General features: G+C 60.3%; 21 protein-coding genes. 13 read left to right on the plus strand and 8 right to left on the minus strand.

The features are described 5' to 3' along the window. Positions 1-78 precede the first annotated feature (78 nt). From BLO97_RS15135 to BLO97_RS15155, 5 genes are all read left to right on the plus strand, one after another. A complete protein-coding gene (locus BLO97_RS15135) occupies positions 79-843 on the plus strand; it encodes a PIG-L deacetylase family protein (RefSeq protein WP_092346590.1) in 765 nt (254 codons plus the stop codon). A 199-nt stretch (positions 844-1,042) separates the two neighbouring features. Further along, positions 1,043-1,807, plus strand: a complete 765-nt coding sequence (locus BLO97_RS15140; RefSeq protein ID WP_219737683.1) for an endonuclease/exonuclease/phosphatase family protein — start codon at positions 1,043-1,045, stop codon at positions 1,805-1,807. A gap of 387 nt (positions 1,808-2,194) precedes the next feature. Next, on the plus strand, positions 2,195-4,654 hold the full coding sequence (locus BLO97_RS15145; protein WP_092143145.1) for an autotransporter family protein: 2,460 nt from the start codon (positions 2,195-2,197) through the stop codon (positions 4,652-4,654). A 294-nt stretch (positions 4,655-4,948) separates the two neighbouring features. After that, positions 4,949-5,863, plus strand: coding sequence for an autotransporter domain-containing protein (locus BLO97_RS15150; RefSeq protein ID WP_092143142.1), 915 nt, complete (start codon positions 4,949-4,951; stop codon positions 5,861-5,863). Positions 5,864-6,059: 196 nt separating this feature from the next. Next, entirely contained in the window at positions 6,060-7,685 is a 1,626-nt protein-coding gene (locus tag BLO97_RS15155; protein WP_092143139.1) for an NADP-dependent glyceraldehyde-3-phosphate dehydrogenase, read from the plus strand. 19 nt (positions 7,686-7,704) lie between these two features. Here the strand turns inward: BLO97_RS15155 and BLO97_RS15160 are convergent, their stop codons facing one another. Next, positions 7,705-8,598, minus strand: coding sequence for a DMT family transporter (locus BLO97_RS15160; protein ID WP_092346593.1), 894 nt, complete (start codon positions 8,596-8,598; stop codon positions 7,705-7,707). A gap of 133 nt (positions 8,599-8,731) precedes the next feature. Here BLO97_RS15160 and BLO97_RS15165 point away from each other — a divergent pair, with 133 nt between their 5' ends. Continuing rightward, a complete protein-coding gene (locus tag BLO97_RS15165) occupies positions 8,732-9,169 on the plus strand; it encodes an Lrp/AsnC family transcriptional regulator (RefSeq protein WP_092346596.1) in 438 nt (145 codons plus the stop codon). 160 nt (positions 9,170-9,329) lie between these two features. Here BLO97_RS15165 and BLO97_RS15170 read toward each other — a convergent pair whose 3' ends face one another. Next, positions 9,330-10,679, minus strand: a complete 1,350-nt coding sequence (locus tag BLO97_RS15170) for a hypothetical protein (RefSeq protein WP_092224177.1) — start codon at positions 10,677-10,679, stop codon at positions 9,330-9,332. 311 nt (positions 10,680-10,990) lie between these two features. Further along, positions 10,991-13,477: a UvrD-helicase domain-containing protein gene (locus tag BLO97_RS15175; RefSeq protein WP_092346599.1), complete on the minus strand. Its 2,487-nt coding sequence runs from the start codon at positions 13,475-13,477 to the stop codon at positions 10,991-10,993. Positions 13,478-13,711: 234 nt separating this feature from the next. Between BLO97_RS15175 and BLO97_RS15180 the strand changes: the two genes are divergently transcribed. Then, the gene (locus BLO97_RS15180) at positions 13,712-14,407 is read left to right on the plus strand and encodes a pirin family protein (RefSeq protein WP_092143129.1); all 696 of its coding nucleotides are present in this window, start codon (positions 13,712-13,714) and stop codon (positions 14,405-14,407) included. 175 nt (positions 14,408-14,582) lie between these two features. Here the strand turns inward: BLO97_RS15180 and pgm are convergent, their stop codons facing one another. The 4 genes from pgm to BLO97_RS15200 all read right to left on the minus strand — a co-directional run bounded on the left by pgm (position 14,583) and on the right by BLO97_RS15200 (position 21,012). Beyond that, positions 14,583-16,229 (minus strand): phosphoglucomutase (alpha-D-glucose-1,6-bisphosphate-dependent), encoded by a 1,647-nt coding sequence (gene pgm / locus BLO97_RS15185; protein WP_092346602.1) that lies wholly within the window; start codon positions 16,227-16,229, stop codon positions 14,583-14,585. 91 nt (positions 16,230-16,320) lie between these two features. Next, on the minus strand, positions 16,321-17,718 hold the full coding sequence (locus BLO97_RS15190) for an aminotransferase-like domain-containing protein (protein WP_092224169.1): 1,398 nt from the start codon (positions 17,716-17,718) through the stop codon (positions 16,321-16,323). 96 nt (positions 17,719-17,814) lie between these two features. Next, a complete protein-coding gene (locus BLO97_RS15195) occupies positions 17,815-19,305 on the minus strand; it encodes a hypothetical protein (protein ID WP_092143124.1) in 1,491 nt (496 codons plus the stop codon). Positions 19,306-19,986: 681 nt separating this feature from the next. Further along, complete coding sequence (locus tag BLO97_RS15200) at positions 19,987-21,012, minus strand: zinc-dependent alcohol dehydrogenase family protein (protein ID WP_072345999.1); 1,026 nt, start codon at positions 21,010-21,012, stop codon at positions 19,987-19,989. A 257-nt stretch (positions 21,013-21,269) separates the two neighbouring features. Between BLO97_RS15200 and BLO97_RS15205 the strand changes: the two genes are divergently transcribed. Both BLO97_RS15205 and BLO97_RS15210 read left to right on the plus strand, forming a co-directional pair. Beyond that, positions 21,270-22,184: a LysR family transcriptional regulator gene (locus BLO97_RS15205; protein ID WP_069970812.1), complete on the plus strand. Its 915-nt coding sequence runs from the start codon at positions 21,270-21,272 to the stop codon at positions 22,182-22,184. After that, on the plus strand, positions 22,162-22,494 hold the full coding sequence (locus BLO97_RS15210) for a LysR substrate-binding domain-containing protein (RefSeq protein ID WP_256571948.1): 333 nt from the start codon (positions 22,162-22,164) through the stop codon (positions 22,492-22,494). Before BLO97_RS15205 ends, BLO97_RS15210 begins: the two co-directional genes overlap by 23 nt. Positions 22,495-22,643: 149 nt before the next feature. On the opposite strand, the gene BLO97_RS15215 is transcribed toward BLO97_RS15210, so the two are convergent. Continuing rightward, complete coding sequence (locus tag BLO97_RS15215; protein ID WP_092143118.1) at positions 22,644-23,129, minus strand: winged helix-turn-helix transcriptional regulator; 486 nt, start codon at positions 23,127-23,129, stop codon at positions 22,644-22,646. Positions 23,130-23,397: 268 nt separating this feature from the next. On the opposite strand from BLO97_RS15215, the gene BLO97_RS15220 reads away from it, so the two are divergent. Genes BLO97_RS15220 through BLO97_RS15235 form a run of 4 tightly spaced genes read left to right on the plus strand, consistent with a single transcriptional unit; the run spans position 23,398 to position 26,214 of the window. Beyond that, positions 23,398-24,381: an MBL fold metallo-hydrolase gene (locus tag BLO97_RS15220; RefSeq protein WP_063321005.1), complete on the plus strand. Its 984-nt coding sequence runs from the start codon at positions 23,398-23,400 to the stop codon at positions 24,379-24,381. A 7-nt stretch (positions 24,382-24,388) separates the two neighbouring features. Then, complete coding sequence (locus BLO97_RS15225) at positions 24,389-25,282, plus strand: alpha/beta hydrolase (RefSeq protein ID WP_063321004.1); 894 nt, start codon at positions 24,389-24,391, stop codon at positions 25,280-25,282. Positions 25,283-25,334: 52 nt separating this feature from the next. Continuing rightward, positions 25,335-25,745, plus strand: a complete 411-nt coding sequence (locus BLO97_RS15230) for a hypothetical protein (RefSeq protein ID WP_092143112.1) — start codon at positions 25,335-25,337, stop codon at positions 25,743-25,745. Between the two features lie 55 nt (positions 25,746-25,800). Continuing rightward, complete coding sequence (locus BLO97_RS15235) at positions 25,801-26,214, plus strand: tautomerase family protein (RefSeq protein ID WP_092346605.1); 414 nt, start codon at positions 25,801-25,803, stop codon at positions 26,212-26,214. Positions 26,215-26,250 lie beyond the last annotated feature (36 nt).

A 26,250-nucleotide genomic window follows, 5' to 3' on the forward strand; every position in this document is an offset into this window, starting at 1 on the left:
GCCATACCCACGCGGGCGTCATCGGACAGTAGGCCCGGTAGATGGCTGAAAGATTGAATACACACAAGGATGTCTCTCATGAAACCCGCCTCTCGCTTGCCCGGCCGGCAGCATCCGCAAATCTGGAACAGCGCTGCGCAACTGGCCGATATCCCGATTATCAGTACCCAGACGCTCATTCCCGCCGGCGCCCGCGCGGTCGTCCTCTCCCCGCATCCGGGTGATGAGATCGGTGCCTGTGGCGGATTGCTGCAGTTGCTGAACAATCTTGATCAGCCCATGTTGCTGATCTCGGTCTCCGATGGAGCCCTGATCCATCCCGGTTCACCGTTGTGGACCGATGAGCGCCTGCGTACACACCGCCCTCACCCGCAGGAAAGCGTGGACGCCCTGCATCGCCTGGGCATAGCAGCCCATGGCCTGCAATGGGTACGCGGTGGCTTCCCGGAAAAGGCCTTGACCGAACACGAGGCCGAGCTCACCGACTTCATTGCACGTCATCTGCGCCCCGGTGACGTGGTGTTCAGCACCTGGCGCCAGGATGGCGACAGCGACCACGAGACCGTCGGGCGCGCCGGGGCCCTGGCCGCCGACAGGATCGGGGTGGCGTACAACGAACTACCGGTATGGGCCTGGCACTGGCCGGTCCGTGAGCAAAATAAGATCCCCTGGCACCGGGCCCGTAAACTGCGCCTGGATGTCTGGACTACCGCCCGCAAGCGTCACGCCATGTACGCTTACGTCAGCCAACTCAACGGCGAACCGGCGAGCGGCATCGCCCCGCTGGTGCCCCGGGTTATCCTGGATCGGATGGGTATGCCGTATGAGATTGTCTTCATCTGAACACGTGCCTGTAGGAACTGGGCTTGTTCGTGATGGTGGTGGTTCGGATACACCGCTATCGCGAGCGAGCTCGCGATAGCGCTCGGCAAGGACACGAAAAATCCGGAACTGCCGACGCCTTGGGTCAGTCGCATGAACAGGTACGTCTGATTCAGGAGGGAACGTGACTCAAGATCCCGATTGGCGGGCCGTCGAACCAATGCCATCGGAGCTGCCTGCGGCGGTTCATCGGCTGCGAATCCTGACGGTCAATACCCACAAGGGTTTCACCGCCCTCAACCGTCGCTTCATCCTGCCCGAATTGCGCGAAGCGGTGCGCAGTACCGGCGCCGACCTGGTGTTCCTGCAAGAGGTGCTGGGCGAACATGACCGACACGCGTCACGCTACGACAACTGGCCCCAGACATCCCAGTACGAATTCCTCGCCGACAGCATGTGGAGCGACTTCGCCTACGGCCGCAATGCCGTCTACCCCGATGGCCACCATGGCAACGCCCTGCTCTCCAAATACCCGATCCGCCAGTTTCGCAATCTCGATGTGTCCATCACCGGCCCGGAGCGGCGCGGGTTGTTGCACTGTGTGCTGGATGTGCCCGGGCACGCCGCTGTCCATGGGATCTGCGTGCACTTGAGTCTTCTGGAAAGCCATCGCCAATTGCAGCTCAAACTGCTCTGCCAACTGCTCGATTCGCTGCCCGAGGACGCCCCGGTGATCATTGCCGGCGACTTCAATGACTGGCAGCTGCGTGGCAACCTCGCCCTCGCCCGCCGTGGCTATCTGCATGAAGCCTTCGAGCACCACCATGGTCGCCCCGCCAGGACCTATCCAGCCCGCTTCCCGCTGTTACGCCTGGACCGTATTTATCTGCGCAACGCCAGCAGCCATGCCCCGCAAATCCTGGGCAACAAACCGTGGACGCACCTGAGCGATCACCTGCCGCTTTCGGTGGAAGTGCATTTGTAGAGCGTAATGCTGTTCACTTAAGAAAATGATGGACCTGTGGCGAGGGAGCTTGCTCCCGCTCGGCTGCGAAGCAGTCGTAAACCGGCGGGTGCGGTGTGTCTGATGCTGCGCATTTGGCAGGTTCAGGGGCCGCTTCGCAGCCCAGCGGGAGCAAGCTCCCTCGCCACGGGTTTGTCGATGGCCTTAAGTGAACGGGATTAATTTGTAGAGCGGGCCTTTTCTGCTCTTTCTGCCCGCGGACCTGTAAGTTCTGACAGTAGCGACGCTGGTTTTTCATTGCTAGGGTGCCATTCCATACAGCGAGCGTTGCCAGGCCCTGTGTGCCATCTGTTGTGCAACCGATGCTGAAACCGGCATTTACGAGATGCCGATGCAGAGGGATAGCACATGATTCGGCACGATAGAGGATTCAATCGGCTGTTCAACGCTGTGTGGATATCAGCCCCCTTCCTGTTACCCGTCCCGGCCACCATGGCCGCTTGCACGCTGACGCCAACCGCAGGCGATGACGCTTATGTCTGCGACAGCGGCACCAGCCCCGGGCTGACGGACCTTTCGGGTAACAACAGCCTGACCATGCCCGCCAACGGCAGTGGTGTCATTAGCGGCGACGTCACATTCGGTGCCGGCGTCGACCGCATCGTGATCAATGCCAACGGCTTGATTGACGGTGATGTCCAGCAAGGCTCCGGCGTGGACGACTTCATCATGAATGGCGGCAGGATCCTGTCCCTGGCACAAGGTGACGGTCTCGATACGTTCTTGATGACCGGCGGCACCATCGTCGACGCGTTCGAAGACGGCGACGTTGCGCAGATGACCGGCGGCACGATCGGCCGGGTCGACATGAAGCTCGATGACAACGTTTTCGATATGTCAGGCGGGCAGATCATTGGCAACCTGGTGACCGGTTTCGGCCAGGACACCATCATCCTCTCCGCCGGACGCATCGGCGGCAATGTCAGCGTCAGCGGCGGCAACGACAGCATTACCGTCAGCGGCGGCGAAATCCTCGGCGAGGTCCGGGCCAGTGCCGGCGACGACCAGTTGCAGTGGAGCGGTGGCCTCATTCACTCGGCTATTTTGATGGGTGACGGCAGCGACACGGCGCTGTTGAGCAACCTCGATGAGACCGGGCTGAGCATCACCCCCAGCGTGAATGGCGGATTGGGCCAAGACGTCCTGACCTTTGAAGGCAGCACCTCCAGCACCGGCGCCCGTTACCTCAACTGGGAAACGGTCAACCTCACCCAAGGCTCGCAACTGGACCTTGATGACACGCTGACGTTGGGTGACAGCGCCACCGGCACAGGGACGCTCAACATCGAGAGCGGCAGCACGCTGACGGCGACCCAAGGCGTTGTCGCCCCTTTTACTGCCGGTCAACTGGCGACGCTCAACAATGCCGGCACGATAGACCTTACCCAGGGCAACACCCGCACCATCGATACCCTCACCGTCCAGGGTAACTACGTCGGCGACAACGGCCAGTTGCACGTGCAAACGGCAATCGGCGCCGATGGCTCCGCCAGCGACAAGCTGGTGGTCAACGGCGGGACGCTCACCGGCAATACCGCCATCACAGTCACGAACCTGGGCGGCACGGGCGCACTGACGACTCAGGATGGCATTGAAGTGGTCCAGGCCCAGGGAGGCGCGGTCAGTAGCATCGATGCCTTTTCTCTGGCGCAATCCGTCTCGGCCGGCGCGTTCGATTACCGCCTGTTCAAAGGCGGCGTGACGGGTAATCAAAACAACTGGTACCTGCGCTCCACCGTGGTCGCCGGGCCGGTAGCGGCGCCCATCCCGACGGCGCCCCCCGCGCCGGGCGCGCCCCCCGTCCCGACGCTACCGCCCTTGCCAACCGCAGTGCCCGGCGCGGCCCCCATCCCGTTGTATCGCCCGGAAGTGCCGACCTGGTCGGTGCTGCCTCCGGCGGCGGCGCAATTGACGTTGATGGCCCTCGGTACGTTCCATGACCGCCAGGGTGACCAGCGCCTGCTCACGGAAACCGGCGCGTTCGGCGCGGGTTGGGGTCGGGTCTATGGCGTAGACCTGGATAAAACCTGGGCCGGTACGGTGACGCCGCAGTTCGATGGGTCGATCAAAGGGTTCCAGGTGGGCAACGACCTATACAGTTCGCTTCTGTCCGGCGGCCAGACCCAGCGCATTGGCTTCTTCGTCGGGCACACGGAATTGAACGGCAATGTCAAAGGCTTCAACCTGGGTTTCGAAGGCCGACACGCCGGCAAGATAGAACTCGACGGCGACAGCTACGGGCTCTACTGGACGCTCACCGACCCCAACGGCGGCTACGTCGACACCGTGGTGATGGGCACGCGATTGAACGGCGACAACCGTTCCGAGCGCGGCCTGAAAATCGACAATCGCGGGCACGCCTTGACCGCTTCGGCGGAGACCGGCTACCCCTTCAAGGTGACCGCTGACTGGGACTTTGAACCCCAGGCCCAGATCATCTACCAAAAGGTCTCCCTGGATACGCAAAACGATGGGGTCTCCAAGGTCGAATTCGATTCCGACGGTGCCTGGACCGGCCGCCTCGGTGCGCGCCTCAAGGGCCGCTACCAGGTCAGCGGCATGCCCGTGGAGCCGTACCTGCGCGCCAACCTCTGGCATACGTTTTCCGGCACCGACTCAGTGATATTCGACGACACCGAACGGGTCGAGACCCAACAGCGCGCCTCCACCGGCGACCTCGGGATTGGCGTCACCGTGAGCCTGGCGCCCAGCGTCGCCATGTACGCTGGCGCGAACTATAGCCAAAACCTCGACAGCAACCAGCAACACAGTGTCATGGGCAACGTCGGTTTTCGGATCAGTTGGTAGGCAGGGTCTACGACAGAGGTTTGACGCCCGAATACCCACCACAATAACCAATTGAAATCAGCGCTTTATTAGCGCTGATTTCATCTTGCCATTCATCGTTCATTTTCTTGACGCGCCGCCATCGGTCTTCTTGACTACACCGTACTACCCCCGGAAATACAGTCAGGGGCAGGCCTCTGGAACCCGCCAACACGGGCCGCCAGAGGCTTGCCTCAATCCATTCGGTCGCCCCTCATTCGGGGTAGGAGAGACGCCAAAAAGCGAGAAACGCATGCGATTGCAAGGCAGGCCCCCATGAAAACTTCCCTCCGTCCACAAGCGCTCACCACCACTTTCCATACCGTCTCGACATCGTTGCTGCTGCTTTCATCCATGGAGGTCCAGGCCTGGCCTGCCGAAGAGACCGTGCAGCCTTGGTACGACCGAACATCATCCATCCACCTCGATACCGCACTGGTTGGAAGTGAGCCTGCTTCCGGCAAAAGCCCCGCCCTGTTCACAGTGCGAAACGGCGACGGTCATACCCAGCGCATGGGACTGATCAGTGGGCAACAGCAGATCACTTCAACCGGCGGCGGCCTGTTGGTGATGCCCGCGCTGGCCGACCCGGACAAAGATGCCGTCAACCTGAAAGGTTCGAGCCTCGGCGCCTACTGGAGCCTGACCGGCCCCGCGGGCTGGCACGTCGACCTGAGCGCCAGCGGCGGCCGGATCAATGGCTACAGCCGCACCGAACAAGGCCAGCGCCAGGCCACCGAAGGCCATGCGGTGACGCTGTCGGTCGAAGGTGGCTTCCCTATTGGCATCAGCACCCACTGGGTGGTCGAACCCCAGGCGCAACTGATCAACCAGCGCATCACCCTCGATACGCCGAATGCCGAGAGCGGCACCGGCGATGAACTGAGCAGTTGGAGCGGCCGCGTTGGCGCACGCCTCAAGGGTAACTACCAGGTCAACGGCCTCGGTGTGGAGCCTTACCTGCGAACCAACCTGTGGCACACCGTCCAGGACGCCAGCACGGTGTCCCTGGACAAGGTCGACAAGATCAGCAGCAGCCGAAAATCCTCCACCGTCGAAGTCGGCCTGGGCCTGGTCGCCCGGGTCACGCCGGCGGTCAGCCTGTATGTCAGCGCCGATTACAGCAGTGACGTCGACGACAACGACCTCAATGGCATCATTACCAGCATGGGCGTGCGGATGCGCTGGTGAGTCGCTGATAACGCCCACCGCTTTCCAAGGCTGGGCCTGTGGGAGCTGTCGAGCGAAGCGAGGCGGCTCCTGCATAAGTCCGGCACAAGCAAACTGCCGCCACTTAAAAAACACCTCCATTAAGGCGTATAACGCTAAAAGCGATTTATACCTGCAAGCCGTCTGCCCTGGCTCATTTCATTGATGGAGTAACGACATGACCACCGTCCCCTTCCTCGCCAACCTTTTTCCCAGCGCCACCGACATCCCGCCGGCCTACCGCCTCGAAGGCCGGATCGAACAGCGTGAATACCTGGTCGACGGCGTCCTGGAAACCTGGCAAGGGCCACTGGCCGTCGTCCGCAGCCCCGTTTACCTGACGGGTGAGCTGGGCGATGAACAAGTGATTCTCGGCAGCACGCCGCTGCTGGATGCCGAGACCGCCCTCACCGCCCTGGACGCTGCCGTGCGGGCTTACGATCGCGGCCAGGGCCAGTGGCCGACGATGCGCGTTGCCGAGCGCATCCGCCATGTGGAAACCTTCCTGGCACGCATGCGCGAGCAACGCGAGGCCGTGGTCAAGTTGCTGATGTGGGAAATCGGCAAGAATCTCAAGGACTCCCAGAAGGAGTTCGACCGCACCTGCGACTACATCGTCGACACCATCAACGCCCTCAAGGAGCTGGACCGGCGCTCCAGCCGCTTCGAGCTGGAACAGGACACCCTCGGGCAGATCCGACGCGTGCCCCTGGGCGTGGCCTTGTGCATGGGCCCCTATAACTACCCGCTGAACGAAACCTTCACCACGCTGATCCCGGCCTTGATCATGGGCAACACCGTGGTGTTCAAGCCGGCCAAGCTCGGCGTCCTGCTGGTGCGGCCGTTGCTGGAAGCTTTCCGCGACAGCTTCCCGGCGGGCGTGATCAACGTGATCTACGGCAGCGGCCGCGAAACGGTCAGCGCGCTGATGGCCAGCGGCAAGATCGACATCTTCGCCTTTATCGGCACCAACAAAGCGGCCAGTGACCTGAAGAAGCTCCATCCACGGCCACACCGCTTGCGCGCCGCCCTGGGGCTGGATGCGAAGAACCCTGGCCTAGTGCTGCCGGACGTCGACCTGGACAACGCGGTCAACGAGGCGCTGACCGGCTCGCTGTCATTCAACGGCCAGCGCTGCACGGCGCTGAAAATTCTGTTTGTCCATGAGGATGTGGCGCCGGCGTTCATCGAGAAGTTCAACGCTAGGCTCGCCACCCTGAAACCTGGCATGCCCTGGGAGGACGGTGTGGCGCTGACGCCGCTGCCCGAAGCGAGCAAAGTCGATTACTTGCATTCGCTGGTCGCCGATGCACTCGCCAAAGGTGCAGAAGTGAAGAATGCCCATGGCGGCGAGTCGCGAAGCTCGTTTTTCTACCCCGCGGTGCTGTACCCAGTGAACACAGCGATGCGGGTCTACCACGAGGAACAGTTCGGTCCGGTCGTGCCCATCGTGCCGTACCGCGACCTCAATACCGTCATCGATTACGTACTGGAGTCCGACTTCGGCCAGCAGCTCAGCATTTTCGGCACCAACCCGGCACAAGTCGGCAAGCTGGTGGACACCTTCGCCAACCAGGTCGGACGCATCAACATCAACGCCCAGTGCCAACGTGGCCCGGACACGTTCCCGTTCAATGGCCGGAAGAATTCGGCCGAGGGTACCTTGTCGGTCCACGATGCACTGCGCACCTTTTCCATCCGCACGCTGGTGGCAACCAAGTTCCAGGAGAACAACAAGGCGTTGATCAGCGACATCATCCGTGAGCGCGATTCCAACTTCCTGACCACTGACTACATCTTCTGATCCACGCCCGAACGGTGGGCTACGACAGGACTGGGCGCCGCGACTTGATGCCCCAGCCCTGTTGCATGCCGGCAGCCGCCAGCAGGATCGCCGCCACGCCCAACCATTGCAGCGGCTCCAGGCGATGGCCAAAGGCGAACCAGTCGACGAAGATCGCTGCGATCGGGTAGATGAACGACAGTGCACCGGTCAACGCGGTCGGCAAGCGTTGTATGGCGCTGTACAGCAACACATACATCACGCCGGTGTGCACCATGCCCAGGGTCAGCAGGCTGGCCCAGGCTTCGGTTTGCTGCGGCAACGCCGAGAAGTTCGCCCAGGGCGCCAACAGCAACACGCCGGTGCTAACCTGGATCAGCGCGATCAGATGAGGCGGCGTGCCGGTCAGGCGCTTGATGATCAACGCCGCGATGGCGTACAGCAACGCAGCCCCCAGCGCCAAGGCAATACCCAGCAGATATTCATCGCCACCCTGCCCTTGCTCGCCATGGGCACTGACGATGGCCAGCATTCCGAGAAACGACACCGCCAGCCAGAACAGTTTCTGTGCGGTGATTTTTTCCCCCAGAAACAGCGCCGCCAACCCCACCAACATGAACGGCTGGACGTTGTACACCGCCGTGCCGATGGCAATCGAGGCGCGGGAATAGGAGGCAAACAACAATACCCAGTTGCCGACGATCGCCACACCGCTGAGTACCGCCAGCAGGAAAGTGGTACGGGTGAGGATGCCGGGGCGCAAAAAGCCGAAACCGGCGCAGATCAGCAGCAAGGTCACGGCGCCGAACACGCAGCGCCAGAACACCACATCCAGCACCGGCAGGCCGGAAACCAGCACGAACCAACCAATGGTTCCGGAGATCAGCATGGCGGCAGTCATTTCCAGCGAACCGCGGCGTAAGGTCTTGTCCATCTTCAGGCTCCTTCAGCAAGTGGGCACAGTATGCCGAGCCGTCGGGAGGCTTCTCCATGGTTTGAAAAAGGCTAAACTGCGATTCGACCTTTTTTATCAAGGCAACTTCACACATTCGCCTAATGGAGTTGAAATGACTGACGATATTGACCAGATCCTCATCAGTGCCCTGATGGAAGATTCCCGACGCTCCCTCAAGGCCCTGGCAAACCTCAGTGGCCTGTCCTCCCCCAGTGTCGCCGAGCGCCTTCGCCGGCTCGAAGAACGTGGTGTGCTCAGGGGCTACACCGTCGAAGTGGACCCCAAGTGCTTCGGCTATCAACTCCAGGCCATCGTGCGTATCCGCCCGCTGCCGGGGCAGTTGCAGGAAGTGGAGCGGCAGATCCAGGCCATCGCTGAATTCACCGAATGCGACAAGGTGACCGGCGACGACTGCTTCATCGCCCGCCTGCACGTGCGCTCGATGGAACAGCTGGATACATTGCTGGACAAACTCAATGCCCACGCCGAGACCAATACGGCCATCGTCAAGAAGACGCCCGTCAAGCGGCGGTTGCCGCCGATGGCTTAGGTGCCGCCTGGTTTGAGCGAACGCATGGCCCGATGGGAGCGGGCTTGCTCGCGATGACGGCGGGTCAGTCACACCGAAGCTGGATGTGCCGGCCTTTTCGCGAGCAAGCTCGCCCCCACAGGAAGTCCGGCCTCGGCGCTTGTCCGAGGCCGGGGGCACGCTACTTGAGCTCTTCCAGTTCAGGGCTGCGCTGTACTTTAAACACCTCTTGTTCAGGCGCATTGCTCGCCTTCATCAGGTTAAGGGGCTGGACTTTGGCGCAAGCATTCTTGCCGTCGGCATAGATTCCGCTGTGGTTGCATTTCCATTCATAGAAGTTCGCCAGGGCGCCGGACAATTGCAGGCTGTAGTCCGTGCTGCGGGTGCCCGGCGAAAACGGCTGTCCAGCCGGGATGTTCTGGAACCATTTCATCCATTCCTCGCCTCCCACCGGTGGCGGGTTGGCTTGGAAGGTCGGATTCATTGGCGCCAATTGCTGGTACTCGGCGGTCATATGGCAACTCAGGCAAGAGGCCTGAGGATTGTCCACGGGGCCGTTGAGGCGGCCGTTCCAGCCCAGGTGGGTCGGTGGCAGCTCCTTGGTGTTGGCATTGATCGCGGTCTGCTTCAGCGCCGGGTTGATCTTGGTTTCAGTCGGCGTCGGGTTGGTGAACGCGTTGCCGTTCTCCTTCGGATCGTTCCCCCACATGATTCCCACCGGCACCAGGTTGTCCCAGCCCGATTTACCGGTCATCGCACCGTTGTACTGAAAGGTGCCGAACAACCAGCCGGTATCTTTGACGCGCGTGTCCCGGACGGCGATGTCCATCTGAATCAACGCGACTTTGGTGATGGCGCGTTTGGTTGAGTAGAAGTCCTTGGTGGTGTAGGCACTCCAAAGTACCGGATTGACCAGCGAGGGCACCGCACTGATATCGATGTCTGCGAACAACGCCTTGCACACCACTGTGCCATTGGGAAATCCCTTTGGTTGCGAGGTGTAGCTCGGGTCAGGGTTCTGCGGATCCTTCCAAACCTGGCCGATGGTGTACGCCCCTATATCGTTATAGATGCCGACCGCATAGGTCTGGCCATTCACGGTTTGGGTACTCGCCAACTGTTTGGGCTGGATAGGCGCCTCTTTGGTCAGCCCGTGAATAGCTTCACGACCGTTGGGGCCATAGTGTTGCCAAGGCATGTGATACCACTGACGAACCTTGTTTTTCTGCACGTTCCAGCCGACTTCCGTATTGCCCTCCAGGCAGTAGTTCTTTACCTCGTTCATATAGGTGCGCCAGCTTTCAAAATCATTGCTGAAATTGGCGGGCAGGTGCTTGAAAAACGACGGCATCGAAGTCGGGCCCGGCGCCACGGTGGGGTAGTCCTGACTGAGCCGGAAAAATGCGGAGGGATACGAACTTTTGGGTGGCGCGAAGCCGTAATCAGGGAACGTCCCGGCCTGGGCGCCAGCCATGGACAACGTGCCGGTCAGGGCCAATAGTGCAACGATCTTTCCTTGGAAATGCTTCATCGATATCTCCTTATCGGGAGACGCCTGCCGTCCCATCGAAGGGTTGAGCGATGCGCAGGGCCTCCTTCTGTTATCAGGCGTTGGCACGATGCCAGACCTGCTCACGGTCCACGCTCAGCGATGTGACGCACCTCCTTGGCGCCCGCCAAGCGGGCACGGTCAGGCCTGGCTCTGGCAGCCGGGTGGGAACGATATCGAGGGAGCGTGGCGAAGATTTCGCGCGGTGATCGATCGATCAACCGCATGCCGACCTTGGCAATGCAATCCCTTGCCATAGGTGTAGATCATTTATCCAAAGGTGCCATCATGCTTCAGGCTTTTTGCCGGCCATTTGCCACGCTCCGGCGATGGTCAGCAAAAAAGGGCTTGTCCCCGGCAATACGATCCGAAGCCTTGGGCCCATTGGCCGCCTGGCCGTCCTGGCCATCGACGTACCAGTAACAGTGCTGCACCGCACGCGTGATGCCCACATACGCCAGGCGCAGGATTTCGTCCTTTTGCGCCGAGTCGTAAGGTTCGGCATCACCGTCCTTGCCTAGCCCGGCCATTCGGTAGACCTGGTTCTTGTAGGGTGAACTGCTCAGGTGCTGGCAGTCGCCCAGCAGGAACACCGCATCGGCCTGGAGCCCTTTGGCACTGTGGTAAGTCATCTGCCTGAGCCGCCTCGCCTCCCACGGCAAGCTAGAATCCACATTAACTGTTGGCTGAATATACTTTTCTATCAATAGCTTATCGCTGCTTTTTCGATACAGCATCAAGATCGAATCACCCTTGCGGTAGTGCTCATCCAGTCGCCGCGCCAGCCCTTCATCGTCTCGATCCAACACATTGACCGGGCTCAGCGAGCGAGACACGCCACTGGCCTTGGCCTTCTTGCCTGGGATAGCCGCAGCGGCGCGAACAATATGCTCGGCCGCATCGATGATGTATTGGTGGCTGCGATAGTTGTCAGTGAGCATGACCCGGGTCGTCGTCGGCGACGGGAATTGCTGGTTGAATGCCATGAAATAGCTCGGTGAACTGCCGCGCCAGCCATAGATCGATTGCCAATCATCCCCGACACACAACAAGGAAGAACGCTGGGCGCCGCGCCCCACGTGCATCGCGGGACCACGGCCGCGTATTTCCCGAAGACTGGCTCGCAGCCAGGAGACGATCTGCGGCGACACGTCCTGGAATTCGTCGATCATCAGGTGCGAAAGCGGCCGGAGCAACGCATCCCCCAGCAACTTGAAGTTTTCCGGCGAGTGTTCGCTGAACAGCGCAAACATGCGGTTGTAGGTCATGACCGGCGGCGATTGGTCGAGCAGATGGTCTTCGAATGCCCGCCAGTAGCGACTCAGCGCCTCGAAGAAATACCGATCGGGGTCATCCTGGGCAAAGGACATCCGACCCACGGCATCCGGGACGTCCAGGCCTAGGTTCTCGATAAAGCCTGCCGCCGCGACAAAGCAGTCCAGCAACGGTGCCGAACCCAGCTCGCCCTTGACCTTGTAATCGAACCCTGGGCCGGCACTGGCATCGCCGGCCATTGATGCTAATACACGTTTTGACGCCTCATAACTTTCAAGCCATATCAGTGGCTTACGACAGAAAGCTTGAAACAGGGTGCGCTTGACCGCCCATTCCGCGCGGATGCTCAACTTGGCGCCCGGACGACTGAGCCGGGCGTCTTCCCGTGGATCGAACCCCAGTATGACCCAGGCATCCAGGGAAGGCGCGTAACCATGGCAGTGGAACGTCGACCCATTGATCTCGAACGCTTGTCGTTTCGGCTCGATACCCTTGATCGGCCAGGCACCCGCGCGCAACCACAGGTCTTCGACGGCATCGCACAACTCTTCGTCGCGCTGGGCTGCCAGCGCGGTCACGGCGACCCGCTTTTGTACATCCGGGTGATCGCGCTCCAGTTCCTTGAGCTGCAGCGCGTGGCGGGACAACGGCAGGATCAGCTCACGGAAGCGCGGGTCACGCTGGTAAAGGTTGTAATAACAGGCGTTGAGTTGCTGGCGCTGGGCGTCATTGATGCGCAAATCAAAAGGATTGCCCTGGGCATCATCGTCACCCGCTTCGGCGCGATGGCTCAGGGTCTCGAACGCCTGGAGCCGTTCGAACCCGGGCAAGCTGCGGACCATGGGCAAGATTCGCGAATGGAATGTCCGCACCAAGTCCCGAGCTTCCTTGAGGCTGACGGTACGTCCCCACAGGGCAAACACTTCGATCAGTTTCTGGATGAAATCCTTACGCGATTCCCGGGTAAACGTCACCACGGTCATCGAGTCCAATTCGAAACCCAGGTAATGGGACAACAGCACAATGCGCAGCACCAGGGTGGTGGACTTGCCCGCCCCGGCCCCGGCGATCACCGAGGTCGAGGGCGTGTCGCTGAAAATCATCTTCCATTGCGCGGCACTCGGTTGTGCATGGACCGGCAGCGATCGGGCGACATCTGCCTTGATGCGTTTCTTCAACTCAGCGGTCAGCGGCAGGCGCCAGTCATCGAACAGCAGATCATCGACCTGCGGTGCCGGATGCTCCGTGCTGCGCGAATCACGGATCAACAGGACCTGACGGCCTTCCTCAAGCCCTTCGGCCCGGCCTTCCTTGTATCCATAGTCAAAACCGGCGGTATGACCGCTGCGGAAACCGTCGGCCTGGCCATGCAACCAGGAGGCACGATGTTGGGCTCGCAGGCGTGTCAGGCCATGGCCGAAGAGCCGGGCGGCCAGGCGCTTGAACAGCGGCATCTGGGCCAGGGATAAAAGCTCGGGGGGAAGATCGGGAGTGTGTTGCGCCACGCTGGGACTCCGGTGTTCATGAACCATGACGGCTATGGTGTCTGTATTTGCCGCCAGGTTCCACCCAAAAGCTTTTAAGTCATGGGTTTAGGCGATGAAGTGAAAGTTGGCTCACGAATTCATATCTGGTTAGTCGATAGGTTTGACGCGTTTTTTACGCTTTTTGTCGATGGTTTCCTTCGCGAGAATAGCGCATCAACCATCGCTTTCGCTCCCAGCGAAAAGGACACGAACATGCTCGAACTCAGGCCCTTCGCCACCTTGGGCGCCGCCAACCACGGCTGGTTGGATGCCCACCACCATTTTTCGTTCGCCGAGTATTACGACCCACAGCGCATGAGCTGGGGCAACTTGCGGGTCTGGAACGATGATGTCATCGCCCCTGGCAGCGGTTTTCCCCAACACCCGCACCGGGACATGGAAATCATCACCTATGTGCGTGAAGGCGCGATCAGCCACCAGGACAATCTGGGTAACAAAGGCCGTACGCAGGCCGGTGATGTACAGGTCATGAGCGCCGGCACCGGCATTGCCCATAGCGAATACAACCTGGAGTCGACGGCCACCCGCATCTTCCAGATATGGATCATCCCCAACGAAGAAGGCCTGGCACCGTCATGGGGGGCCAAGCCGTTTCCCAAGGACTCGCGCGAAGGCTTCGTGACGTTGGCCAGTGGCAAGGCCGGCGATGACCAGAGCCTGCGCATTCGCGCTGACGCACGACTGGTAGCGGCCAATCTCAAGGCGGGTGAAAGTGCGGAGTATCGGCTGGACGCCGCACGTCGGGCCTATCTTGTGCCGGCCACAGGGTTGATAGAAATCAACGGCTTGCGTGCACAAGCTCGAGACGGTGTTGCGATTGAAGATGAACGGATATTGCGGGTGACCGCGATCGAAGACAGCGAAATCGTGCTCGTTGACCTCGCCTAAGCCCTGCATCGCAGCACTCCTGCTCTTGTGGCGAGGGAGCTTGCTCCCGCTGGGTCGCGCAGCGGCCCTAGAACCCGGCGACGCGGTGGATCAGGTCGATTGAGTGAGCTTGAGGGGGGCTGCTGCGCAGCCCAGCGGGAGCAAGCTCCCTCGCCACAAGCTCACATCACATGTATCACTTGCTGGTGATAGCCCCATCCACCAACGTTTGCGCCTCAGCCACCAATTGCTTGAGGTGCGCATCGCCAAGGAAGCTTTCGGCGTAGATCTTGTAGATATCCTCGGTCCCGGACGGGCGTGCCGCAAACCAGCCGTTTTCGGTCATGACCTTCAGACCGCCAATGGCCTGGTCATTGCCCGGCGCATGACTGAGGATATTCTGGATCTTCTCCCCGGCCAGTTCGGTGGAGGCCACCTGATCGGGCGACAGCTTGCTCAACAGCGCCTTCTGTTGGGGGCTGGCCTTGGCATCGACGCGTACCGAGAATGGTTCGCCCAGCTCGTCAGTCAACGCGCGGTAGGCCTGGCTCGGGTCGCGAGCGGTGCGCGCGGTCATTTCAGCTGCCAACAGCGCCGGGATCAGGCCGTCCTTGTCGGTACTCCAGACGCCTCCGTCCTTGCGCAGGAACGAAGCACCGGCACTTTCTTCACCCCCAAAGCCCAGGGAACCATCGAACAAGCCATCGGCAAACCACTTGAAGCCAACCGGCACTTCATAGAGACGGCGCCCCAGGCGCTTGGCCACGCGATCGATCAGGCCGCTGCTCACCACCGTCTTGCCCACGGCGGCATCGGCGCGCCATTGCGGGCGATTCTGGAACAGGTAGTCGATGGAGACCGCCAGGTAGTTGTTCGGCGCCAACAGGCCACCGGATGGGGTCACGATGCCATGGCGGTCATGGTCCGGGTCGCAGGCAAAGGCCACGTCGAAACGTTCCTTCAGGCCAATCAACCCTTGCATCGCATGGCTGGAGGACGGGTCCATGCGGATCTGCCCGTCCCAGTCGACGGTCATGAAACGGAAGGTGGAATCCACGTGAGTGTTCACCACTTCCAGGTCCAGGCGGTAATGCTCGGCAATGGCCGGCCAGTAGCGCACGCCCGCGCCGCCCAACGGATCGACGCCCAGACGCAACCCGGCAGTACGGATGGCATCGAAATCGATGACGTTGATCAGGTCTGCCACGTAGGTGTTTACATAGTCGTGACGGTGGGTGGTATCGGCTTTCAGGGCCTGCTCGTAGCTGACGCGCTTGACGCCGGCGAGCTGGTTGGCCAGCAATTCGTTGGCCTTGGCTTCGATCCATTTGGTGATGTGGGTATCGGCCGGGCCACCGTTGGTAGGGTTGTACTTGTAACCGCCACTTTGCGGTGGGTTGTGGGACGGCGTGATGACGATACCGTCCGCCAGGCCCGAGGTGCGGCCACGGTTGTAGCAAAGAATGGCGTGGGAAACCGCCGGTGTCGGGGTGTATTCATCGCCTTCGGCGATCATTACGGTGACGCCATTGGCCGCGAATACTTCCAGCGCGCTGGCACCCGCCGGGGTCGATAGCGCGTGGGTGTCGATACCGACGAACAGCGGCCCGTTGATGCCCTGGGCTTCGCGGTACAGACAGATCGCCTGGCTGATGGCCAACACGTGCCACTCGTTGAAGCCCAGGTCGAAGGAGCTGCCACGGTGCCCGGAAGTGCCAAAAGCCACGCGCTGGGTCGCAACCGAGGCATCGGGTCGGCCGGTGTAGTAGGCCGTCACCAGTCGCGGGATATCGATCAACAACTCTGCCGGTGCCGGCTTGCCCGCAAATGGACTGACTGTCATGCAAAACCTCTGAGTGGAGTGGCTCGGTAAATGGGGTGCAGTTTACTGACAGTTCGACCATGGCGCGATGGGTTCGATCCATTGCTGCCGACTACGCCTGTTCGAGCCTCAAGGCATCGGCCAGCGCGCAGAGGGCAGCGTCCATGTCCTGTGGCCCGTTCAGGGCATGGGTGAGGCGCATATGTTGCGCATACAGGCCCTGGAGGCTGAACAACTCCCCTGGCGCGATGACGATTCGCTGGGCAAGCAGCCGATGGAAGACTCGCCGCAAGTCGACCCGTCGCGTCGATTGCATCCAGATCGTCGCACCACCTTGAGGTTCTGCCCATTGCAGGCTATCCCCTAGCCGCTCGCGCAGCAATTGCGTCGTCGAAACCGCGCTTTCGCGCAGCAGGCGCCGCAACACCAGCAAATGCTGGTCAATCCGACCGTTGCTGTACAGCCGGGCGATGGCTTTCTGGCGAATCGGCGACAAGCAAAACGCGCGCAGCAGGAAATGTCGCTGCAGGTGCAAGGTCAACTGGCGCGACAACACGTAGCCATACGGCGCCTCTGGCCCGATGGTTTTCTCGAACGTCGAATAGACGATCAACCGGTCCGGGTCGAGCAAGTCTCGAAAAGGCGTCCCCCTCGCCTCGAACGCCAGGTCCGTATGGCTGTCGTTCTCCAGCACCCAAGTTCCGTGCCGCTCCAGCAGATGCGCGATGGCACGACGGTTCTCTTCAGGAACGAGCGTCCCCCTCGGCATGTTCAAGACCGACGACAGCACCACCAGGCGTACAGTTTCGTTCACCAGCAGTTGTTCCAGTTGCTCGACATTGAGCTCGCCGCTGGTCAGCAGTGGCAGCTCGATGACGTTGACCTCCGCCGACTGCAGCAGGCGCAACACTGCCCAATCGCAGGGCGATTCGATCAGCACGGCGGACCCGCGCAGTGCCAGCACCGCGATCAGGATCTCCAGCACGCCACGCAGGTCGGCGCCAATGTAGACGTCATCGGCATTCCAGCAACGGGCCGGCGAAGACGTGTAGCGGGCAGCCAGCGCGGTGCGCAGCTCCAGCTCACCCCAGGGTTGCGAGGGTGTCTGCGAGGAGCGTGGGTACTGGCGCAGCAGTTCGCGTTCGAGCAGCAACAGCGGGCTGTCCAATGGCTGCATCGACGCCGGTTCGTCCGCACTGAGCACCCGCATGCCTGGTCGTCGGGCATTGACGTACAGGGTCTCGAGCAAATCGTCACCGCCGTCCAGGGTGGCCATGCTGGGCACTGGCAGCGCGTAGTAGCCGGACTTGGCGATCGAATAGACCCGCCCTTCCTTTTCCAGCAGCGAATACGCGTACTGAATGGTCGATATCGATACGTTCAGACGCTCGGCCAGTTGCCGCAGCGACGGCAGGCGAACCCGCGCATCAACCTCCAGCTCGTTGATCAGCGTGGTCAGGTAGCGATAAACCGCCTGGTAGGCGAAGCCTGTCTCCCGGCAACCTTTCATCGGCTCAGGCCAGGACAGCGGGTCGCCGCCGACCCAGTCGCAACGCCGGGTACAAGGACTGGGGACGAGGTAGATGATTGCGTCAAACCTCGTTCCTCAATGCCTTGCCGAGCGTTCATGCAGCCCATCGGCAGGCGACCCGGCTTCTGCAGTGTCGATGCCGTCAATGGTCTGCTGCAGATCGGCGCCCGGGGCAATGTCCGGTTGTTCCGGCAGTGAGACGCTCGCCCGGTACAGCTTGCCAAGGATGTCGATGGGCAGGCCGCTGACCTCGACCATCCACTGCGCAACCTGATCGACGACGGTCGCGCCCTGCATGGCCTTGTGCAGGTCCGGCATCGCCACCAGCATGCCGGGATGGCAGCAACGCAGGAAATGCTCCAGGCCCGCACCCTGCCCCACGAAGGGCGCGAACAGCATGCACACCAGTTGCGTTTCGCTGAGCCCCAGGATCTTTTGCGCTTCAAGGGCGGCGTAGGCACGACGCTCGGGAATCGACGACGGTGAGCCGAACAGTGCCCGGGCCTGTTCGCAGGCGTGTTCCGGCAGTTGCTTGCGATGCATGATCATGATCGCTCGCTGCGCGTAGTCTCCATAGCCGGTTTCATAGCTGCGTCCATGCAGGTAGCAGGCCTGCAGACCGTGCAGATGGGCCGACAGCAGCGGGCTGATGTATTCGTTTTCAGGCGCCGATGGCACAAGCCCCTCGGTCTGCACCCGCAGGAACTCGTTGAAGAGCGGCCAGTTGGTCCCCTCCGAACGAACGACGATCAGGTCGTCGATGCCGACGTGGCCCACTCGCCGGCAAGCCTCGAAGTGACCCTCGGGCCTCCAGGCATCGAGGCGATCCGGCCCATAGAAATGCCGGTAGATATCACCACCCAGGGTGTCGAGGTGGGCAAAGAGGTTGTCGAAACCGCAGGCGTGCTCGGTCTGCAGGCCGATCTTGCGAGTCGCGCGGCGAAGGCCTGATATGAATTGTTTTTGCTGGCGCGGTGTATCGCTGCTGACCAACGAATCCACGCCCGACTCCCAGCGAGCCATATGCCGATAGAATTCGGCCATCGCCAGGTAGCCGTCATCCCCAATCTCCAAGGGGCTGTCGACCGCACGAAGATGCCCCAGGACCAGCAGGTCCATGCGATTGGCTTCGTGCCCTGCCACCGACAAGGGCTGCCGGTGATTGAACGGCAACACCTCGCGGTTATCCGCCATCAGCAATTCGACCCGGGGATCATCGTAGACAAACAGCGCGCTGTAGCAGCGGTGGATGTTTTCCAGCGTCGCCTGGGTGGTTTCGCTCAAGCGTGGCGTGGCGACACGCAAGGTGAAGGTCACCGGATGTCGCCCCGCGATACTCAGCTGTGCGGCCCGCAAGGCGGTCAGCACATAAAAGCTTTCCCGGCTCCCGTTCAGGACCGTCAACACGCGATAATCGCCAATCCGCTCGATGCCTCCGGCGGCGACAATTAAACGCTGGATCAAAAGCTGCAACGCGGTACGTTCTGCCCGGGAATAAAAACCTGACAGTCGTTGCAGTATCTGTTGATACACGTGAGTCATTGCCTGCTCATGAATTGCACTCATAGCCATTTACCTGGAAATTCAACTATCGGCGTCGCACCCGCACCAACGTGACTGCACGACGTGTTGGTCTAGATGATTGTTCTAGCACTCAAAGAGTATTAGCAATACGCTCGAGCATTGCTTGTTGTAATCATTTGATACATATACTGAGAGTCGGCTCACGCCCCAGCAACCCTCCGCCGAAAGCCTTTAAATCAGGGGGCCTAACCGACCAAACGGCACGTCCTAGGAGAATTCCGACAACGTCCCACAGACAATGAGTACGAGAAATAAAGAACTTGCCGAACTTTAATTGACTCTCTACCCCGCCCTGTTTTCCCCGGGGTCGATAGATAGCCCCGCACCCATTAACGTTTATTGCCCCTTGAATGCATCTTGAAGGATGAAGACCTTCGAAAAAGTTATACAGCACCACGACTTCTTCCTTGATATGGAAATCAGCGTTCAATTATCAAGACTTAAACAATGATTAGAAGATACAGATTGAGGGCAAAAACCAGTTCAGATGTTGGTCGGCAGACCGTTTCAGGCTTGAGCGAACCGGGACAGGCCATTCAAGGCACGAAAGGCCAGGTAAGAACGCAGCACCGCCAGGCAGGAGGTGCCGTCAGAAAGGATAAGAAGGTGTCAGGACGAAGGCAGCGCAAGAGCCCAGGTGATGACTCTTGCGCAAGGCAGGGTTCAGACCGGGTCGATGACCTGAAGGGCAACACGTTCACGGCAAGGGCATTCGCCCATGTAACGGTGAGCCTCGACAAACTCGGAGAACGGGAAGACCCGAGTCTTGAGTGGCAACAGCACACGGTCGGCGGTCAGTTGATTGATATCGCGCAGTGCTCGTTGCAAGGCCACCTGGTCCTGGAGAATGCCCAGTTCCGGCTTGCCGGTGAAATTGCCGATGCAGTGCACAAAGAACTGAATGTTCTTCTGGAACGCCGCGCAGGCTGGAAACGGCGTCTGGTTGCCGCCCTGCAAGCCATACAGCACCAGGCTGCCACGCGGTGCCAACACGTCACCCAGCAGCGACATCTGCGGCCCGCCGAGGCCGTCGAAGACCACATCGACGCCACGGTTGTCGGTGAGCTTGTTGATTTGCATCAGCAAGTCCTGCTCTTCGGTGACGATGACCTTCTCGGCGCCCAGCGACAACAGGTACTCACGCTCGTCAGCCGTCTTGGTGGCCGCGATCACCCGCACACCCAGGGCCTTGCCCAGTTGTACGAAGGAAGGACCGGCGCAATGGCTGGCATCGGTGACCAGGGCGAATTGCCCCGGTTTGACCCGTGCCAGGTCCATGTAGGCGAAATAGGCGATCAGCAGCGGCGTGTAATGCACGGCGGCTTCGATCGGGCTGAGCACGTCGGGATAACGGGTCAGGGCGGTGCGTGGCAGCACGATGACCTCACCGTACACCGGATAATCGTTCGGGCTTTCGGCCGGAAAACTGGCGACCTTGTCGCCCACGGCCAAGTCATCGACGCCGTCGCCGACGGCCGTGACCACGCCGGCCATTTCATGGCCCAGGCCCGAAGGCAGGCGCGCCTGGGACGACGCCAGGTTCTGGCGCCACAAGGTGTCGTACCAACTGATGCCGATCGCTTCGACACGGACCTGCACTTCTCCTGGCGCAGGAAGAGCCGCCGTATGCTCTTCGCATTTGAGCACCTCGGCACCACCAAACTTGTGAAAACGGATCGTGCGGGACATCGCAAACCTCGTCAAAGTAACCTCTAATGCCATGAACTCTATCCGGGCTTTGTACCCAAGACCATCAGTGGCTATTAATAGTCGACATGCCTGTCATTGATTCCGCAGCAAGAAAAACCAAGCCATTGCGTAGGACTTAACCTAAGAAAACTCAATTAGCCGGTGCAGAGTACCAGTCTTTCCCCGTAAGATTCATGCCGGCCATTGTTCCCATATGGCCGCTCACGTCAAGCTTGCCGAATCTGCCAGGACCCCAGATGAATCGTAATGACCTGCGGCGTGTCGACCTGAACCTGTTGATCGTGTTCGAAACATTGATGCATGAACGCAGTGTGACTCGCGCGGCCGAGAAACTGTTCCTAGGCCAACCGGCCATCAGCGCCGCGCTGTCGCGCCTGCGCAGCCTGTTCGATGACCCGTTGTTCGTACGTACCGGTCGCAGCATGGAGCCTTCGGCCCGGGCGGTCGAGATCTTCGCCCTGCTCTCCCCGGCCCTGGATTCGATTTCCACGGCGGTCAGCCGGGCGGCGGAATTCGACCCGGCCACCAGCACCTCGGTGTTTCGCATTGGCCTGTCGGACGACGCCGAATTCGCCCTGCTGCCGATGCTGCTCAAGCGCCTGCGGGCCGAGGCGCCCGGCATCGTGCTGGTGGTGCGCCGGGTCAACTACATTCTGATGCCTGGCTTGCTGGCGTCCGGTGAAATCTCCATCGGTGTCAGCTACACCGACGACCTGCCGGCCAACGCCAAGCGCAAGGTCCTGCGACGCAGCTTGCCCAAAGTGTTGCGGGCCGACACCGCGCCGGGACGACTGACCCTGGACGAATTCTGTGCTCGCCCCCATGCCCTGGTGTCTTTCGCGGGTGATTTGAGCGGTTTCATCGATGAAGAGCTGGCGAAACTCGACCGCAAGCGCCATGTGGTGCTGGCCGTGCCGCAATTCAATGGCCTGAGCACGCTGCTGTCGGGCACCGACATCATCGCCACCGTCCCTGACTACACCGCCGACGCCCTGACCGCCGCCGGCGGCGTACGCGCCGAAGACCCACCGATTCCAGTGCGTAGCTTTGAGCTGCACATGGCTTGGCGCGGATCCCAGGACAACGATCCTGGGGAGCGTTGGTTGCGGTCGCGGATTCAGATGTTCTTTGGGGATCCGGATAGCCTGTGATGGATTTTCACTGCGCAGTGGCACTCATCTCAACTTTCAGTTGATCAAGGCGGCCAACGACCTGGGGCGCTCGCTAAGGATCCGAATGGAAGTCTCCAGCTACGACGCGCTATGCCTGACGGTTCAGGCCGGCCTGGGCATTGGCATCATGCCCGAGGGGAGCGCGGCGATTTACAAAATGGACGGAGCGAAGGTGATCAGGCTGGATGAGCCGTGGGCCTCCCGCGAACTCAGCGTATGCGTGAGGTCGCGAACGGCGTTGTCGGTCGCGGCAGGCTTGTTCCTGGAGCACTTGCTCGAAATGGAGTAAGCGATGTCGGGCTCAAAGGCGCGAAGGTAAAATCACCCGTTTATGAACAGCGTGCGCTCGATGACGCCCCATCTCGCGCAAGGCGGAAGCTATTCGAGCATGGATAGCCTTGCACCACATGCTGCATGTCATGACGCCAAAGATGGCTACTAAGTAGCGATCGCCTGCTCGTCGTCGGCCCTGAGCTGGTCCAATACCGAACGCTCCGGACGCGGTGCACCGAGATGCAAGTAACGTAGTTCATCCATAAAGGCACTCCAGAGTGAAGGGCCGCCCTTCTCCAGCACCTCCGCGCGCAAAGACGCTTCCTTGCTCGGCTGCGTATGCCGAACACCCCAGGCAGCCACATGCGCGAGCAGAGGTACCAGCTGTATTGCTGCTTCCGTGAGGCTGTAAATTACTTTCTGCTGGTGATTCGGATCCGGGCATCGTGTCAGCAGGCCAGACGCGGTCAAGTGTTTCAGCCTACTTGCGAGGATGTTCGTGGCGATGCCTTCCTGGTTTTTCTCCAGCAGGACGCCATAACTGCGTCTGTTCTCGAACATGACATCGCGGATAACGATCAGGCTCCAGCGGTCGCCGATCTGCTCAAGCGTCAGGTTGATCGGGCAGCCCGATCGTCTTGTTTGTTGCACAGCTACTCTCCTCGAATTTCCACTTGCATTGTGCAAGGTGCTCGAATATTATTCAACCACTTGCACAATGCAAGCGCTATGACAGCTCAGGCGGATCGGCAAAAAATCGAACATCCGGGCTTTCATCACGGGTAACACCGGCAATTCGATGCTGCGTATGGCCGGAAAGGCGGTAACAGCGACATGGCACGATGAGTTGGCGTTTTGCTGAAGGTCATCACAGCTGTACGTACCTACATATCCACCACACACAATGGTTAAGAACACGATGAAATTCTCCACCATCACTTCGCGCACCCTACTCGCGGTATCGTTAGCATTCGCGGGCGCCTTCGCTGCTGTAGCTCCGGTCCAAGCTGCTGCGCCGATGCAGCACAAGCAGGTTCCAGGCTTCTATCGCACGATGATTGGCGACTATGAAGTCACCGCGCTCTATGACGGCGGCGGTAGTATCGACTCCAGTCTCCTACACGGTGATCCCGCGCTCATTCAGTCCCTCTTGGCGCGCTCCTTCCAAAACGATCCCAAGCATGTTTCGGCAACCGTCCAAGGCTTCCTCGTCAACACCGGCTCCAAACTCGTTCTCATCGATACCGGTTCAGGCGGTCACTGGGGCCCTCCTACACTGGGCAAGCTCGCGCAGAACTTGAAGGCCTCCGGCTACAAGCCGGAGCAGATTGACCTGGTTCTACTGACTCACCTTCACGCTGACCATGCTGGCGGTATCTACCAAAACGGGAAACGCGTCTTTCCGAACGCGACCGTGATGATGACGAAGGCCGACGCCGATTTCTGGCTGTCGAAGGAAATCATGGCCAAGGCTCCGGAAGAATCGAAAATCTTCTTCAAGGTCGCACAGGATGGCGCCGCGCCTTATATCGCTGCGGGTAAATGGAAGCCGTACGAAGGCATGGCCGAAATCGTTCCCGGCATTGCACCGTATGCCATTCCCGGCCACACGCCCGGTCACACCGGCTACATGATTTCCTCAAAGGGTCAGTCGCTGCTCATCTGGGGCGACGTAGCTCATGTTGGCGCCGTCCAAATGCCGCACCCGGAAATCAGCATCGTCTTCGACTCAGACAGCGCGTCGGCGGTCAAAACGCGTGAAGACCTGCTGGTGAAACTCGCTGCGGACAAGACGATGATTGCCGCAGCCCACATGCCGTTCCCTGGCCTGGGCCGTCTTCGCAAAGCCGACAACGGCGAAGGCTACGACTGGGTACCGGCGACTTTCCTCAACCTGGAGTGAACTGACCATGACTTACGATTCATCTTCCGTCCGTGAGCTTCGGGATGCGATGTTTGCCTTCGACTTTGCGCATCCCGTACGCACCATCGAGACGCTCCGCGTCGGCATGGAGGCCATTTCACAAGCGAACCCGCCAGCGGCCGACCTAACCGTCGAGACGATCCAACTCGGTGGCGTAGCTGCGGTGGCGATTACGGCTCCTGGCGCTTCCAAGGACCGAGTCATCTACCATTTCCATGGTGGTGGCTGGGTGGCTGGCTCTCCTTCCTCGCATTTAGGCATGCTTGGGGAGCTGTCTCGAGCGGCAAAGTCCCAGGTCATCGTTCTGGACCACTCCAAGGCACCTGAGCACCCATTTCCGGCGTCCTACGACGAGTCCATCCGCGGCTACGAAGCACTGCGTGCGCTTGGCAAGCCATTCGCCGTGACAGGTGACTCCAGTGGCGGGGGCATGGCTCTCAACGTTCTGGCCTATGCAGCCTCGAAAGGCCACAAGGACGCGCGAGCAGCGCTACTCATTAGCCCATGGGCAGACTTGACGCTGACGCTGCCCTCGTTAACGCAACTGGCTCACCGCGACCCAATGGTCAACGCAAGCGCGATGCGGGAGATGGTAGCGGCTTACGCTGGCAACCACGATTTGAAGGATCCGCGCATCTCGCCCCTGTTCGCCGACATGCACGGTTTTCCTCCGCTGCTCATACATGTCGGAAGCGACGAAGTACTTCTCGACGACGCGCTTGAAATTGACCGAAAGGTGCGCGCGGCCGGTGGCGAATCGCACCTTGAGGTGTGGCCGGAGATGTTGCACGTCTGGCACATTCAAACAGCCTCTTTGCCCCAGGCCCACGACGCGCTCCAGAGAGCCGGCGAGTTTCTCATCGGGCACCTCGCTGACTAGCACGCGCACGCACACACACTGCAAAACTGCAGACACTCGATAGGAGATTGTAATGACTACTGACACCAACCCACCGGGAACAGCATGGATGCAAATCGTCAAGAAGAAAGGAACGAGCGACTTCGCGAAGTCGTTCACCGCTGACGCCAGCCTTCAGACCTCAGCCCTAAGCAAGACGGTGGTCGGCCCGACATCCATCGGGGCATTCTTTGCCGCGACGAGCACGATGTACGAAAACTTCGTGTTCACTGCGGAGACGGTTGACGGTGCGAAGACTTACCTTGAGTGGGATGCCATCCACGGTGGTAAGCCGATCGCCGGCACCACCATCATCACTCGGAATGAGTCTGGCCTCGTCCACAATATCAAGCTCTTTCAAAGCCCGTTCCCCGTCGTTCGTGAGTTCTCGGCTGGCCTGAAAGAGCGACTCGAAGAAACACTCGGTCAAGACTTCTTTAGCTAAGCCGGGCCAATTCGTCGCCGCGTATTAGCTGAACAGCACAACTGAGGAAACCCTCATGCCAATTTTTCACGCCCACATTCCAGCTCAGAAATTCTCTAGCGAAGAGAAACGCGCGCTGGCGGATGCCTTGAATCTCGCTCTTCATGAAGCCATGGATACGCCCAAGGATGACCGCTTCGTCATCATCAGTGAGCACAAGGACGATGAGCTTTTCATCCATCCGACTTTTCCTGACATGAAGAGATCTGACAAGCGCATGGTCGTAACGGTGACGATAGGCTCGAGCAGGACAGTGGAGCAGAAGCGCAAGCTCGCGGAGTTGGTCACCCGTTACGCGGTAGAAAAATTGGGCGTCAGCCAGGACGACATCAGCCTGATCATGTATGCCGTTCCCTTGGAGAACATGAGCTTCGGCGGTGGCAAGCTGGTCTCTGACATTGACCTCTCCATGCCTTGGGTAAACAAGTAAGAAATACGAACGCCGCCCCGTTCTTTAGAAACGGCG

This window comes from Pseudomonas sp. NFACC05-1, assembly GCF_900100135.1.
Classification (GTDB): Bacteria; Pseudomonadota; Gammaproteobacteria; order Pseudomonadales; family Pseudomonadaceae; genus Aquipseudomonas; species Aquipseudomonas fluorescens_Q.